Source organism: Dongia sp. (genome assembly GCF_041906375.1).
GTDB lineage: Bacteria > Pseudomonadota > Alphaproteobacteria > Dongiales > Dongiaceae > Dongia.
This window is the reverse complement of record NZ_JAYRJJ010000005.1, coordinates 243,997-258,495: the sequence shown is the minus strand read 5'-3', so window position 1 is coordinate 258,495 and position 14,499 is coordinate 243,997. Positions and strand designations below refer to the sequence as shown.

Annotated in this window: 13 protein-coding genes; 7 read left to right on the top strand and 6 right to left on the bottom strand. The window is 64.8% G+C overall.

Annotated elements, in window-relative coordinates; genetic code table 11:
• Positions 1-40: 40 nt before the first annotated feature.
• From accC to aroQ, 3 genes are read right to left on the bottom strand one after another with little or no spacing between them, the layout of a single operon-like run.
• A complete protein-coding gene (gene accC, locus ACE3OA_RS16880) occupies positions 41-1,375 on the bottom strand; it encodes an acetyl-CoA carboxylase biotin carboxylase subunit (protein WP_374312830.1) in 1,335 nt (444 codons plus the stop codon).
• Positions 1,376-1,393: 18 nt separating this feature from the next.
• Entirely contained in the window at positions 1,394-1,834 is a 441-nt protein-coding gene (gene accB / locus ACE3OA_RS16875) for an acetyl-CoA carboxylase biotin carboxyl carrier protein (protein ID WP_374312828.1), read from the bottom strand.
• Positions 1,831-2,292 (bottom strand): type II 3-dehydroquinate dehydratase, encoded by a 462-nt coding sequence (aroQ, locus tag ACE3OA_RS16870; protein WP_374312826.1) that lies wholly within the window; start codon positions 2,290-2,292, stop codon positions 1,831-1,833. Before aroQ ends, accB begins: the two co-directional genes overlap by 4 nt.
• Before the next feature lie 213 nt (positions 2,293-2,505).
• Here aroQ and ACE3OA_RS16865 point away from each other — a divergent pair, with 213 nt between their 5' ends.
• Positions 2,506-4,203 (top strand): methyl-accepting chemotaxis protein, encoded by a 1,698-nt coding sequence (locus tag ACE3OA_RS16865; RefSeq protein WP_374312823.1) that lies wholly within the window; start codon positions 2,506-2,508, stop codon positions 4,201-4,203.
• Here the strand turns inward: ACE3OA_RS16865 and ACE3OA_RS16860 are convergent, their stop codons facing one another.
• Together ACE3OA_RS16860 and ACE3OA_RS16855 are read right to left on the bottom strand one after the other, a co-directional pair.
• A complete protein-coding gene (locus tag ACE3OA_RS16860; RefSeq protein WP_374312821.1) occupies positions 4,204-4,989 on the bottom strand; it encodes a DsbA family protein in 786 nt (261 codons plus the stop codon).
• A 57-nt stretch (positions 4,990-5,046) separates the two neighbouring features.
• Positions 5,047-6,423 carry a M48 family metalloprotease gene (locus ACE3OA_RS16855; RefSeq protein ID WP_374312819.1) on the bottom strand — a complete coding sequence of 459 codons (1,377 nt, stop codon included), beginning with the start codon at positions 6,421-6,423 and terminating at the stop codon, positions 5,047-5,049.
• Positions 6,424-6,506: 83 nt separating this feature from the next.
• Between ACE3OA_RS16855 and ACE3OA_RS16850 the strand changes: the two genes are divergently transcribed.
• A complete protein-coding gene (locus ACE3OA_RS16850) occupies positions 6,507-8,108 on the top strand; it encodes a gamma-glutamyltransferase (protein WP_374312817.1) in 1,602 nt (533 codons plus the stop codon).
• An 8-nt stretch (positions 8,109-8,116) separates the two neighbouring features.
• Positions 8,117-9,262: a pyridoxal phosphate-dependent aminotransferase gene (locus ACE3OA_RS16845; RefSeq protein ID WP_374312815.1), complete on the top strand. Its 1,146-nt coding sequence runs from the start codon at positions 8,117-8,119 to the stop codon at positions 9,260-9,262.
• Positions 9,263-9,267: 5 nt separating this feature from the next.
• Here ACE3OA_RS16845 and tyrS read toward each other — a convergent pair whose 3' ends face one another.
• Positions 9,268-10,527 carry a tyrosine--tRNA ligase gene (gene tyrS, locus ACE3OA_RS16840; protein ID WP_374312813.1) on the bottom strand — a complete coding sequence of 420 codons (1,260 nt, stop codon included), beginning with the start codon at positions 10,525-10,527 and terminating at the stop codon, positions 9,268-9,270.
• Between the two features lie 226 nt (positions 10,528-10,753).
• Here tyrS and ACE3OA_RS16835 point away from each other — a divergent pair, with 226 nt between their 5' ends.
• The 4 genes from ACE3OA_RS16835 (at position 10,754) to ACE3OA_RS16820 (ending at position 14,389) form a co-directional block, all read left to right on the top strand.
• Complete coding sequence (locus ACE3OA_RS16835) at positions 10,754-11,860, top strand: anhydro-N-acetylmuramic acid kinase (RefSeq protein ID WP_374312811.1); 1,107 nt, start codon at positions 10,754-10,756, stop codon at positions 11,858-11,860.
• Positions 11,861-11,994: 134 nt separating this feature from the next.
• Entirely contained in the window at positions 11,995-13,407 is a 1,413-nt protein-coding gene (locus tag ACE3OA_RS16830) for a class I SAM-dependent methyltransferase (RefSeq protein WP_374312809.1), read from the top strand.
• A gap of 60 nt (positions 13,408-13,467) precedes the next feature.
• A complete protein-coding gene (locus ACE3OA_RS16825) occupies positions 13,468-13,812 on the top strand; it encodes a carboxymuconolactone decarboxylase family protein (protein ID WP_374312807.1) in 345 nt (114 codons plus the stop codon).
• Between the two features lie 139 nt (positions 13,813-13,951).
• Positions 13,952-14,389, top strand: coding sequence for a GFA family protein (locus tag ACE3OA_RS16820; protein ID WP_374312805.1), 438 nt, complete (start codon positions 13,952-13,954; stop codon positions 14,387-14,389).
• Positions 14,390-14,499: the final 110 nt, after the last annotated feature.

The following is a 14,499-nucleotide window of genomic DNA, read 5'->3' as shown; positions in this document are numbered from 1 at the left end:
ACACCCACGACTTGAAGAGTGCCGCAGGTTCGGGGCAGCGTCAAATGCCGACGAATTTCTCCAGCCAGCGGATGTCGTAATCGCCGTTGATGAAGTCGGGCGCTGTGACCAGCCGCTGATGCAGGGGGATGTTCGTCTTCACGCCTAGAATCACCATTTCCTCAAGTGCGCGGCGGGCGCGCATGAGGGCTTCGTTGCGGGTCTTGCCGTGCACGACCAGCTTGGCGATGAGGCTGTCATAGTTCGACGGCACCTTGTAGCCGGCATAGAGCGCCGAATCGACTCGGACGCCCAGGCCGCCCGCAGCATGGAAATCGGTGATGAGGCCCGGCGAGGGCATGAAGGTGACCGGGTCTTCGGCATTGATGCGGCATTCGAAGGCATGACCGGTGAAGGTGATGTCCTGCTGGCCGAAGCCCAGGGGTGCCCCGGAGGCGACGCGGATCTGCTCGCGCACCAAATCGATGCCGGTGATCATTTCCGAGATCGGATGTTCGATCTGCAGGCGCGTGTTCATTTCGATGAAATAGAACTTGCCGTCCTGGAACAGGAACTCGATCGTGCCGACCGAGCGATAGCCCATGGCCTTCACCGCCTTCACCGCGATCTCGCCGATCTCGGCGCGCTGGTCGGCGTTGAGGGCGGGTGAGGGCGCTTCTTCCAGCACTTTCTGGTGCCGGCGTTGCAGCGAACAATCGCGCTCGCCCAGATGCACCGCGTTGCCGTGATTGTCGGCGAGGATCTGAATCTCGATATGGCGCGGATGACCCAGATATTTTTCCATATACATCTGGTCATTGCCGAAGGCGGCCTTCGCCTCGGCTTTCGCCATGGCAAGCGCTTCCTTCAACTCGCCCGGATTGTTGGCGACCTTCATGCCCTTGCCGCCGCCGCCCGCTGCGGCCTTCAGCAGGACCGGATAGCCGGTCTCTTCGGCAATGCGTGGTGCATCTGCATCCGTGATGGCGCCGTCGGAACCCGGCACGCAGGGAATGCCGAAGCGCTTGGCGGTCAGCTTGGCTTCGACCTTGTCGCCCATCTGCGACAGATGTTCAGGCGACGGGCCGATGAAGGTGAAGCCATGTTCCTCGACCATCGCCGCGAATTTGGCGTTCTCGGACAGGAAGCCGATGCCGGGATGGATGGCATCGGCGCCGGTGATGGTGGCGGCGGAAATGATTGCCGCCATGTTGAGATAGGAATCGCGCGACGGCGCCGGACCGATGCAGACGCTTTCATCAGCCAGCCGCACATGCATCGCGTCGGCATCGGCGGTCGAATGGACGGCGACCGTGCGGATGCCCATCTCGCGGCAGGCGCGATGGATGCGGAGCGCGATTTCGCCGCGATTGGCGATGAGGACTTTTTCAAACATCGTCGCGGCCGGTCCCTATTACTCGATGACGAGAAGCGGTTCGCCGAACTCGACCGGCTGCGCGTCGTGAACGAGCACTTCCTTGACCACGCCGGCGGCGGGAGCGGAAATCGGGTTCATCACCTTCATCGCTTCGATGATCAGCACCGTCTGGCCCTTGGCGACACGGTCGCCGACCTTCACGAAGGGCGTACCGCCCGGTTCCGACGACAGATAGGCCGTGCCGACCATGGGCGAGGTGAGAGCGTTCTTGGCGGCTTCCGCCTTGGCCGGGGCTGCCGCGGCCGGGGCGGTCACATTAGCGACCGGCGAGGCGTGGACCACCGTGGCGGGTGCGGCCTGCGAGGTCACGCGGATGCGCTGACCGTCTTTTTCCAGCTCAAGCTCCGTGAGGCCCGTTTCCTTCAGCAGGCTGCCAAGCTTGCGGATCAGGGCTTCATCGATATCGAACTTGCTCATGCGCGTGCCTTTTTCGTCTTGATCAGATTGGCCATCGCTTCCAGGGCCAGCAGATAGCCTTGGCTCCCCAACCCGCAGATGACGCCGGTGGCGGCCTGCGACGTATAGGTGTGATGGCGGAACGGCTCTCGCCGATGGATGTTGGACAGATGCACTTCGATGACGGGAAGTTCCGTTACCAGCAGGGCATCGAGGAGGGCAATCGAGGTATGGCCGTAGCCGGCCGGGTTGATGACGATCCCGGCATGGCGGCCCCGGGCCTGCTGCAGCCAGGTGACCAGTTCGCCCTCGATATTGCTCTGGCGGAAATCGATCCCGAGGCCCAGGGCCTTGGCCTTGGCCGCGCAGACAGCCTCGACATCGCCCAGGGACTCACGCCCATAGACGTCAGGCTGGCGCACCCCCAGCATGTTCAAATTCGGCCCGTTGAGGACCAAAACGGTCGGCTGCTTGGCCAAGATCGATATTTCCCAATGATATCGGGCGGTAAAACGATGAATCCGCGCCCTTATAGCTGTGCCGGCATGCCAGGGCAACCGGCCGCGGCCGGGGCTTTGAGAACTTATTCAGAACGTGTTTAATCTGATGCACAAATTTTTAACATCGTGCACAATTATGCGAATTAAATCCGGCCGTCAGAGCCGGGACGCTGGGATATGCAGGGGGAAGAATTGGCTCATTCGGACGCGGCGCCCGAAAGCGGGGCACCTGATTCTCGGTTGATCGAAGCGGGCCTCGGGGGTCTCGAAAGCCTCCAACACGGGATCGCCCGGGTCCTCGAGGCCCAGGCCCTGTCCCTGGGCGAAATCGCTGAACGCAGCCAGCGGATGAGCGCCGCCCTAGATCACTCGACCGAGGAGGTGCTCTCCAGCGGCCGGATCGCCGGCGATCTGCGGCAATCGCTTGCCGCCGAGATGGCGGCCGTCGTGGCCAGCATCCGTGGCGAGTTGGAGCAGGTCGTCTCGGCCATAGAAAGCAAGGCAGGGGACGCGCTCTCGGTCCTGCGCGAGATCGAGAGCATCGCCAAATCCGTCAACCTGCTGGCGCTCAACGCGACCATCGAGGCGGTCCATGCCGGTGAACAAGGGAAGGGCTTCGCGGTCGTCGCCAGCGAGGTGCGGCAGCTGGCGCAGCGCACCATGCAGAGCGCCAAGGAAGCCGGCCGCAGCATCGACCTCAGCGAAGTGCAGAAACGTGTCGCCGGCACGGCCAGCAAATCCGACCAGATGCTGCACGAGATTTCCGACCATCTGGCGCGCGAGCTTGACCGGCTCAACGCCAACTTCCAGGCGATCAACCAGCGCATCGACGAATTGAAGGACAACAACCGCGTTATCTCGGTTGCCGTACCCCAGGCGACGGCGCGCAATGACGGCGTCGTCGGCAAGTCGCGCTGGTCGATGCAACTGGCCGAAGAACTGGCCGGCGCCTTGGAGCAGGGGACGGACGCGGTGCGCGACGTCCTGCAGCGCCATCACCTCCCTAGCAGTGCCGATTTCGACCGGCTGGCGGAAATCCGCCGCCGCGGCAAGGTGCGCATCGCCGTCGAACCGGCTTTCGTCGGCCTCTCGTTCCACCTGCGTCCCGGCGCGCCGCTCACGGGCCTCGACATTGACTATGCGACGGCCTTTGCCAAATGGCTCGGCGTCAAGGCGGAGTTTGTCGAATACCCGTGGGATCAATGCACCGAACTGCTGCATCTGGGCTCGAAACCCGGCGAGCCACCCGCCGATCTGGTGTGGAGCGCGCTGCCGCCCAATGCCGCCTATCGCGGCGTCGCCTTCTCGGAAAGCTACACCTATCTTCATTACATTCTGGCGCGGCGCTTCGGTGACGACCAGATCCGCGGCGTCGGTGATCTCTCCGGGAAGGTGTTGGGCTGCATCAACGACCCCGGCGCCTTCGCGACGCTGGAGGCGGCCGGCATACGCTGGGCCGCCAATGCCAATAAACCCGGCGGCAAAGTGCGCCTTGCCAATCTCATCGCCTATTCGGATCAAAGCCAGATCCATGATTGTCTGGTCGACAAGGTGGTCGACGCCTTCGCTGTCGACCAGCCGATCTATTTCTGGGCGGCAACGGGGGCTGAAAGCCGCTGGCGCGGCAGGATCGAATTGCTGCCCGGCAATCTGGCACCCGCTCCCTGGTACTACGCCGTCGGCGTCGCGGCGACCGGCGCCAGCTACGCCTTGCTTGCCAAGGTGAATGAATTCATCCGCTGGTTCCGCGACCAGCCGGAACGCGCCGCTCTTGAGAGCAAATGGCAAGGCCAGGCCGTTCAGGGCACCAGCACCTATCGCGACGAAGCCGGCGATCTCCTCGGCGAAGAGGATCTGGCGAGGCTCGTGCTCAAGGCGCCGGCTGGCTGATCACGACCCGTTGCGGGCATCCGCGATGAGGTTCTTGAGATCATCGATCGACAGCGCACCCGGCATGACCTTGTCCCCGATGACGAAAGTCGGTGTCGAGCGGATGGAAAGGGCCAGCGCCAGTTCGTGATTGGCGGAGAGCTGCTTCTCGATCGCTTCCGACCCCATATCGTCGACCAGCTTCTTCCCGTCGAGTCCGACCGATGCCGCGACCGAGGCGATCGAGTTGAGATCGAGGGCGCCGCGATGAGCCATCATGGCCTGGTGGAAGGGCAGGTATTTGTCCTGCTTGGCCGCGGCCAATGCCGCGCGCGCGGCCAGCACCGACGGATCGCCCAGGATCGGGAATTCTTTGAACACGATCTTCAGGTTGGGATCGTCCTTGAGCAGGCCTTCGAGGGCCGGCGAGACCTGTTTGCAATAAGGGCATTTGTAGTCGAAGAACTCGACCAGCGTCACGTCGCCCTTGGGATTGCCGGCCACCGGCGCGTCGGCATCGGCATAGAGCTGGTCCTTGAGTTTCGCTACGGCTTCCGACTGGCGGTTGGCCTTGGCGGCTTCTTCCTTGGCCTGCAGCGCCTGGATGGCGTCGCGGATCACTTCCGGATTCTGCAGCAGATAGTCATGCGACAGGCGTCCGATCTCGGCCGCCTGCGCCTCGCTGAAGCTCGCTGTCGCTGCCGCGGGTGCTGCATCCTTCGCCGGACCGGCAAGGCCGAAGGCGAGGGCAACGGCGCTGAGGGCGAGGGCCGCGAGGCCCGGCAGTTGACGCATGAAGGAAGACATTTATGGAACCTCGGCTGAGCGGGACCCGGTCGACAGCGACGCGACCGGGCCGGAACGCTATTTGTTTTCTTTGATCAACTGGGCTTCGCTGATGATGTCGTTGGCTTTCAGCCAGCCGGGGGAACCCGCTTCCATTCCCTCCAGCGCGCGCTTGGCCTGGGCCCAGGCCTCTTCGGAATTGCCCTGCGCCATGGCCTGCTCGGCCTGTGCCAGGGCCGACATCGGCAGATTACCGTCGCGCCCATAGGCGACGGAAAGGAAATACCAGGCGCGCGCATTGCGCGGCTCGATCGTGGTCACGGCCTCAAGATGATGAATGGCCGACTTCGTATATTCAGGCTGTTCCATTTCGATCTCGACCTGCGCCAGTTCCAGCCCCAGCAGCGGCTCGGTCGGCAGCTGGTTGAAGGCGGCTGTATAGAGCGGCAGCGCCTCGGCAAGCTTGCCGTTCTCGAACAGGATCTGCGCCTTCTGTTCCTGGAAGAAGGGATCGTTGGGCACGTCCGCGAGCAGGCTGTCCATCAATTGCAGCGCTTCAGGCATGCGGCTGACGCGGAAGAGGGCGATGGCGCGGGCATAGCGGGCGCCGATCGACTTGTCGCTCTGCGGGAATTCCTGCTCGACCCGCGACAGGGGCCAGATATAGCCCTTCAGCTTTGCCACCATGCGCTCATGGCGCGCGATGTCCGCGGGCGGGTCCTTGGATTCGCTGTAGGTCGATTGATCGACATGCTGCTGCACGGAATCGATACGGTCGGTGGTGAGCGGGTGGGTCAGCAGATAGGGGTCCTGGTTCTGGCCCAGCAGAAACTCCTGCCCTTCCAGCTTTTCGAAGAATTCCAGCATGCCGCGCGAGGATTGCTTGGTGGCGTCGAGAAAGCCCATGCCGGCCTGGTCGGCGGCGGCTTCCTGCGTACGCGAATATTTCAGCAGGTTGCGCTTGGCGATTTCGTTGCCGAGTGTCACGCCGGCAACCATCGCGCCACCATTGCCGCTGGCCACGGCCGCGGCACCGCCCAGCACCATGCCGATGATCTGCTCGATCGTGGCGTTCTTGAGTTCGTCCTGAATGCGGGATAGATGCGCGCCGGCGATATGCCCGGTTTCGTGCGCGATGACACCTTTCACCTGGTTGGGGGTGTCGGCCCGCATCAGGAGGCCGGTATTGATGAACAGCCGCATGCCGCCGGCGACGAAGGCGTTGATCGAATCCTCGTTGACCAGCAGGACGCGGATGCCGCTGGGGTCGAGGCCTGCGGCCCTGAACAGCGGATCGGCATAGGAACGGACCGTCGCTTCGATCTCGGCGTCGCGGATGAGGCTGAGACGGCGCGACTGGGCCTGGGCCGCCGGCACGGGCCCGAGCAGGCTCAAGACCAGCGAAATGGCCAGAATCGGGGCCAGAAACCGCCTTGCATCGGCTCGGTTGATCAATCCGGGCATCCTTCTCTATGCTCCCCGGCAATCGGGGCGTCCCTAGACCCCCACCTAACAATGTCAGCAGGGCGGAGTTCACTATGTCTGGTGCCTATCATAACGACCAAGCCAACAGCGGCCAAGGCGGGTCCGACGGCGGCACGGCCGGCGGGTATCGGCGCGGCCGGCGATTCGCTGCTCAAGCGGCAATTGGCCGGGGACGGCTGGGCGGAGTTGCCCTGGGCGTCGTGGCGACTTTGCTGCCGGTTGTGCTGGGCAGCTGCGGCAATACGCGGTCCGTGGCGTCGGACGCCACCCAGATCCAGGGCTTCCGGGCCGGCGTCGTGGCGGATGATCCGCGGGCGGCGCTGATTGGTCGCACCATGATCTCGAATGGCGGCAATGCGGCCGACGCGGTGGTCGCCGCCTATTTCGCCATGTCTGTGACCATGCCCGCGTCTGCCGGGCTCGGCGGGGGCGGCGTCTGCATTGCCCACAATGCCGATGAAAAGACCACCGACATCATCGATTTCCTGCCGCGTGCAGCCGCCGCCGGTGCCGTCGCCATCCCCGGCAATGTCCGCGGCATGGCGGCCCTCAACGCGCGCTATGGCAAGCTGCAATTGGCGGCATTGGTCGGGCCGGCGGAAAGCCTCGCCACGACCGGCGTCCCCGTCAGCAAGGCGCTGGGGCGGGACCTGCAGCAATATGGCGATCTGCTGAACAACGATCCCACCCTGCAGGCGACCTTCCAGCACCTCGACGGCACCCGCTTGGCCGAAGGCGACAACATGCGCCCGGTCGATCTCGCCGCGAGCCTCGGCCAGATCCGCGCGCAAGGCGTCAACGCGTTCTACAGCGGCTTCCTCGGCCAGAAGCTGGTCGAGGGCGCGCAGGCCATCGGCGCGCCGCTCACCATCGACGATCTCCGCAACTACAAGGTCGCCATCTATCCGCCGCTGGAAACGCCCTTCACGGATCTTAGCCTCTATGTGGCGGCCCCGCCGGCCTCGGGCGGCGTCATCACGGCGCAGGCGGTCTCCTTGCTCGCCTCGGCCGACAATTCGCCGGCCGGCCAGGCGGCGATTTCGCGCCAGATCATGGCGGCGCGCGGTGCCTGGATGCAGGCCGACGGCAGCACGCAGGCGGCACCGGCCGAATTGCTGGCGGCCGAAAAGGTGCGCGCTCTCGCCAGCCAGAACAGCCTCGCCTTGCCGCAGGAAAACACCAGTGCCGCCAGCGTTGTCGCCATCGATTCCGATGGTGTGGCCGTGGCCTGCACCTTCACGATGAACGCGCCCTTCGGTGCCGCCCGCGCGGCGCAAGGGACCGGCATCGTGCTGGCGCCGGCACCGAACGATCAAGGTGTGGGTTTCTCCACCCTGTCGCCGGTCATGGTGGCCAGCAAGTTCAATGGCGAGGTCTATTTCCTCTCCGGTGCCGCCGGTGGCGCGCCGGGGGCGCTCGCCGAAGGATTGGTGCTCGACGCGGTCATGCATCGCGCCATGCCGCTCGACCAGGCGATGCAATTGCCGCGCGGCTATGATGACGGCACGCAGCAGATCGATGAATCGGCCGGCCTGCGCATCGGCCGCTTGAATGCAATCTTCTGCAGCAGCGGCGCGCCCTCCGACCCCGATACCTGCCAGTTGCGCAACGATTATCGCGGGTTTGGTCTGGCGGCGATCCTGGGCGAGGAATAGACCGTATCATGGCCTTGAAGGAGTCGCGCCGCGCCGCCATCGATCCCTTCATCGTCATGGAGGTGCTGCGCGCCGCCAATGAGCGCGCTGCGTCGGGCGGCGATATCATCCATATGGAAGTGGGCCAGCCTTCGACGCCGGCCCCGCGCAAGGTGCTGGAGGCTGCCAAGCGCGCGCTGGACAACGACCTCATCGGCTATACCGACGCGCTCGGACTGCCTGCCTTGCGCAGCCGCATCGCGCGGCATTACCGCGATTTCTACCGCGCCGACGTGCCGGCCGAGCGCATCGCCGTCACCACCGGCTCGTCAGGCGGTTTTCTGCTGAGCTTCCTTGCGGCCTTCGATCCCGGCGACCGCGTGGCGCTCGCCATGCCGGGTTATCCCTGCTACCGCCACATCCTCACCGCCCTCGGCCTCGAACCCGTGCTGATCGAGACCGGGCCGGAAACGAAATATCAGCCCGACATCGCGGCGCTCGAAAAGATCGACGGCCGCCTCGATGGCCTCATCCTGGCGTCGCCCTCGAATCCCGTCGGCGCCGTCGTGCCGCCGGCGGAACTTCACGCCATCGCCGCCTGGTGCGCGCGTAAGGGGGTGCGCCTCATCTCGGACGAGATCTATCACGGCATCACCTATGGCCTTGCCGCCGCGACGGCCGCCAATGACGCCGGCGCCATCGTCATCAACAGCTTCTCCAAATATTTCAGCATGACCGGCTGGCGCTTGGGCTGGATGGTGCTGCCGGAGGATCTGGTGAAGCCGGTCGAGCGCCTGACGCAGAATTTCTTCATTTCCGCCCCGGCGCTGTCGCAGCTGGCCGGCATCGCGGCCTTCGACGCCGAGGATGAGCTTCAGGGCAATATCGCCCGCTACGGGAGAAACCGCGAGATCCTGCTCAATGATCTGCCCAAGGCCGGCTTCGACGATCTCATCAGCACCGACGGCGCCTTCTACATCTATGCCAATGTGGCGCGCCTGACCAATGACAGCCTGGATTTCTGCCAGCGCATGCTGGTCGAAACGGGTGTCGCCGCCACCCCCGGCATCGATTTCGATCCCATGCGCGGTCGCCACTTCATGCGCTTCTGCTTTTCCGGCGCCACCAAGGACATGGTCGAAGCCGCAAGGCGCCTGCACGCCTGGCGGAAGTAGGGGCCTTAGCCCACCTTCACCACGACATGTTTCTTCTTGCCGGCGGAAAGCTTGATGACGCCGTCGGCGTTGATGTCGGCCACACCCACTTTCAGCGCATCGTCGCTGATCGGCTGGTCATTGAGCCGGGCCCCGTTTCCTTTGATGAGGCGGCGCGCTTCGCTCTTTGAAGCAGCAAGCCCTGCTTGCACGAGCAGGTCGATCACGGCGATGCCGGCCTCGATTGCAGCGCGCGCGACGTCGATGGTGGGGAGATCGCCGCCGAGGCCACCCTCGACGAAGACCTTCCGCGCGGTTGCTTCAGCATCCGCCGCGGCCGCGTCACCCCGGCACAGGCGCGTTGCCTCATTGGCCAGCACGATCTTGGCTTCGTTGATCTCGGCGCCTTCCAGCGATTCCAGCCGCTCGATCTCGGGCAACGGCAATTCGGTGAAGAGGCGCAGGAAGCGGCCGACATCGGCATCCTCGGTATTGCGCCAGAACTGCCAGTAATCATAGGCGGAAAGGCGCTCCTCGTTGAGCCAGACGGCGCCGGCCGCGGACTTGCCCATCTTGGCGCCCGACGCCAGCGTGATGAGCGGGGAGGTGAGGCCATAGAGCGCCTTGTCGTCGCAGCGCCGGCCCAGTTCCACACCATTGACGATATTGCCCCATTGGTCCGACCCGCCCAGCTGAGCCACGCATTTGTGGCGCCGCGCCAGCTCCAGGAAGTCGTAGGCCTGCAGGATCATGTAGTTGAATTCGAGGAAGGTGAGGGGCTGCTCGCGCTCCAGGCGGATCTTGACCGAGTCAAAGCCCAGCATGCGGTTGACCGAGAAGTGGCGGCCATAGTCGCGCAGGAATTCGAGATAGTTGAGCTTGTCCAGCCAATCGGCATTGTTGACCATGATGGCGTCGGTGGGGCCGTCGCCGAAGGTCAGGAATTTCGAGAAGATCTGCTTGATGCCGGCGATGTTCTTCGCGATGTCGGAATCGGACAGCACCTTGCGCATGTCGTCGCGGCCGGTGGGATCGCCCACTTTGGTGGTGCCCCCGCCCATCAGCACCACGGGCTTCCCGCCCGAGCGTTGCAGCAGGCGCAGCATCATGATCTGCACCAGTGAGCCCACATGCAGCGAATCCGCGGTGGCGTCGAAGCCGATATAGGCCACCAGCGGCGCCTTACCCGGCATGGCGAGGGCGTCGAGCTCCTCCATGGCGGTGCATTGGTGCAGGTAACCCCGGGCGACGAAATCGCGCAGGAAGGGGGATTGCGGCTGGAACATGGATCTTGCTCGTCGGCTTGGCTTGTTTTGAGGCCGGTCATGTAACACATTCGCGCGAAGCGGGCCAAGTCTACCAAGAATCGCTGACAACCCCTCACCCCAACCCCTCTCCCCGGAGGGGCGAGGGGCTTCAGGGCAAGTTCGGCGGAGACCCCCTCGCCCCGCTTGCGGGGAGAGGGTCGGGGTGAGGGGTTCCGCGCTGCGGTTAGGACTTAAGGGATGTCAGATGGCTGGAAAATGGGCGATCGGGCTGATGAGCGGGACCAGCGCCGACGGGGTGGATGCGGCCCTGATCGAGGCCGATGCCGAGCATATCTACGGCTTCGGCCCCGCCCTTTCCGAACCCTATGACGCGGCCTTCCGCGCCAGGCTGACATCGACTTATGGCGGCAAGGGTTCGGCCGAATTCATCGCCGAAATCGAGCTGGAACTGACGCGCCGCCATGCCTCGGCGGTCCTGCATCTCCTTGAACGCGCGCAAATGAAGCCATCCGACATCGCTGTCGTCGGCTTCCACGGCCAGACCATCTTCCATGCGCCGCATGAAGGCCGCACCTGGCAGATCGGCGACGGCGCCTTGCTGGCCAAGCTGACCGGCATCGACGTGGTGAACGACTTCCGCAGCATGGATGTGGCGGCGGGCGGGCAGGGGGCGCCCCTGGTGCCGATCTTCCACAAGGCGCTGGCCGATGCCTTGCCGCCTGAGGTGAAGCGGCCGCTGGCTGTCCTCAATATCGGCGGCGTAGCCAACGTCACCTGGATCGGCCCCAATGATTCAACGGGGGATGGATCCTTGCTCGCCTTCGACACCGGTCCCGGCAATGCCCTCATCGACGATTGGGCACAGCGCCACAAAGGGACACCGGTCGATCTCGGCGGCGCGCTGGCACGGATGGGCCGCATCGACGAGGATGTGCTGGCCCATCTCCTCAGCCATCCCTTCTTCGCTCTCGCCGCCCCCAAATCCCTCGACCGCAATGCCTTCCATTCGACCCGCGTCGATCATCTCTCGGTCGAGGACGGTGCGGCGACCCTGACCGCCTTCACCGCCGCCGCCATTGCGCGCGCCGTCGATCATTTCCCCGCACCGGCGCAGAACTGGCTCATCTGCGGCGGCGGCCGGCACAATCCCGTCTTGATGGAAGCGCTCGAGGAACGCCTCGACGCCCCCGTGCGCGGCGTCGACGAAATTGGCTGGGACGGCGATGCGCTGGAAGCCCAGGCCTTCGCCTATCTGGCCTTGCGCTCTGTCGCCGGATTGCCCATCAGCTTCCCCACCACGACCGGCGTGAAACAGCCGATGACCGGCGGCAAGCTGTGGCGTGCGTCATGACAATGTCATGACGCGGCTTGGCGTGCCGTAAGCTTCCTAACAGGTTGCTGTGATCGATTCCGGCTTGCGGTGATCACGGGCTGCCAGCGCCCGGTGCCGTTCAGCGCTCCATCATGCCTGGGTTGAGGAAGCACATGTCTCTATTGCGGTCACCGCAGGCGTTTCGGACCGGCCGGGTGCTGCCCGGCACGCGCGCCTTGCGCTACTTTGCCGGCGCCACCTGCATTCTGGTGCTGCTCGAGGCTCTGCTGGCGCGGGAGCCGGTGGTTGCTTTGGCGGGCCTTGGCCTTGGCCTCTCGATCGTCTTCGCGGCACCTTGGCTCGTCGAGCGCAATCGGCGCCTTGCGCGCTGGCCGGCCGCCATCGGCCCAGGCGTCCCCGCGCCCTGGCTGCTGCGGGCCCTCGGCGGTGTGGGCCTCGCGCTCGCGCTCCTTGACCTTGGCGATCTCACGGAGAACGAGCCGGGCCTCTCTTATCCGATCGTCCAGCTGAGCCTGCCGGTCCTCGCCTTTTTCGCAGCCCTGCTGGTGAGCCTGCGCCGGGTGCAGCCGGCACCCGCATCGGCTGATCGTCGGCTTTCGCCGCAGGAGGAATCCCTCCGGCGCGCCTGCCTGGCGTTCCTCGCTTGCGGGACAGTGGCGCTGGGCCTCTCCGAGCTTGCCGAACATGGCGTGCCGGGGTCGGACACGCTTTATCTGATCGCGGCGTTTGCCGGCGGGCTCGTCCTTCTCGGCGCATTTCTGCGTTGGTATGTGTTGGGCTTCACCTTGCCGTCCTTGCCCCGATCGGTCACAGCGCCAGGCGCCGAAGACCTGCAAATCCCCGAACTGCAAACGCCCGAACTGCAGACCCCCGAATTGCAAACACTGGGTGTCCGCGTCGACGGTCGCGTCAAATGGGTTGATCTGCTGGAAGACTGCATGAGCTTCGGCCAGCGGCGCAACATCCTGGCGGCGACCTTGGCGGCGTCCCGGATCGGCGCCGGTCAAAATCTGCTCGACATCGGCTGCGGCACGGGCGAACTCGTCGTCGCGGCGGCCACCATCATCGCCGATGGCGGCCGGGCGCGGGGCGGCCATGCGATGGGCGTCGATGCGACACCCGGCATGATCGATCTGGCGCGGCGGCGGGCCGATCTCCAGGGCATCATCGCCCGCTTCGAGGTGGCGGTCGCCGAATCCCTGCCATTACCCGACGGCGTCATTGATGGCGTCACCAGTTCGTTCTTTTTTCATCACCTGCCCAGCGCCGTGAAGTGCCAGGCCCTGGCCGAGATGTGGCGTGTCCTGGCGCCGGGCGGCCGCCTCGTCATCACCGATTACGGCCGGCCGCAAAACCTCCTCGGTCACATCGCCTCTTTCCCGATGCGCTTCAACTACCATGAACATGTGCGCGGCCAATTGGGTGGCGAGCTTGAAGCCATCATCGCCGCGGCCAGCATCGGCACACCCCGGATCGAACGGTCTTTCCTCGGCTATATCAATGTCATGACGCTGGAAAAGCCGATGCACCCGGCATGCGCTGATCGGACGCCTTCCCACGCCTGACGGTTCGGTCCAGACTTTCGCGATCGGGACAATCCCGCAAGCGAAACGAAAGGACCGGCCATGGCCAAGGAATACAAGGCGATCATCGGCGACATCAGCGCCTACACCAAGGAACTGCACAAGCTGATCCCCGACACGATGGCGGGCTTCTCTGCCATGGCCAAGGGCGCCACGCAGACCAAGGCGCTCGATGAAAAGACCAAGGAACTGATCGCCCTCTCGCTCGGCGTCGCCGCCCATTGCGACGGCTGCCTCGGCTTCCATACAAGGACGCTGGCCAAGCTCGGCGCCACCCGCGATGAAGTCGGCGAAGCCCTGGCGATGGCCATCTATATGGGCGGCGGCCCCTCGCTCATGTACGCTGCCGACGCCCTCCGCGCCTTCGACGAGTTCAAGGGGCAATAGGGCGCGCAATCCACGTCTCCCTCTCCCCTCGCGGGAGAGGGTCCCGTCGGCGCATGCCGACATTCGTCGGCGGGGGTGAGGGGGATAGGCGAAGACCGGCGCCAAGCTGGCGCCATCGGCACACGCAACGGAGAAGGCTATGAGCGAAGGCGAACGACATGAAGGCGGTTGCGTCTGCGGGGCCGTGCGCTATGTGGTGCGCGGCCTGCCGGAGCGGGTCAGCCTGTGCCATTGCACCTGGTGCCAACGCCGCACCGGCTCGGCCTTCGGCACCGAAGCCGTCTTCAGGCCTGAGAACGTGACCTTCACGGGCGCCGTGCCACGCGTCTACCGCCACCACTCGGATCTCTCCGGCCGCTGGCTCGACCAGCATTTCTGCCCCACCTGCGGCGCCAATCTCGGCCTCACCATGGAAGCTGTCCCCGACATCCGCTCCATCCCCGCCGGCACCTTCGACGACGCCGCCTGGCTCGACCCGGCGAAGATCCCCTTCCGCCACATCTTCATGCGCTCCGACCACGGCTGGGCGAATGTGCCGGAAGGCATGGAGCAGCACGCAGAGCATTTCCGGAAGTAGGGCGATACGCCATTGCAGACCACTCCGAGAGCTACCACAGGTGCATTCTTTATAGGCCGGCATCCCCAGCCTTTTTTGAACCGTCATCCCCGGGCTTGACCCGGGGATCA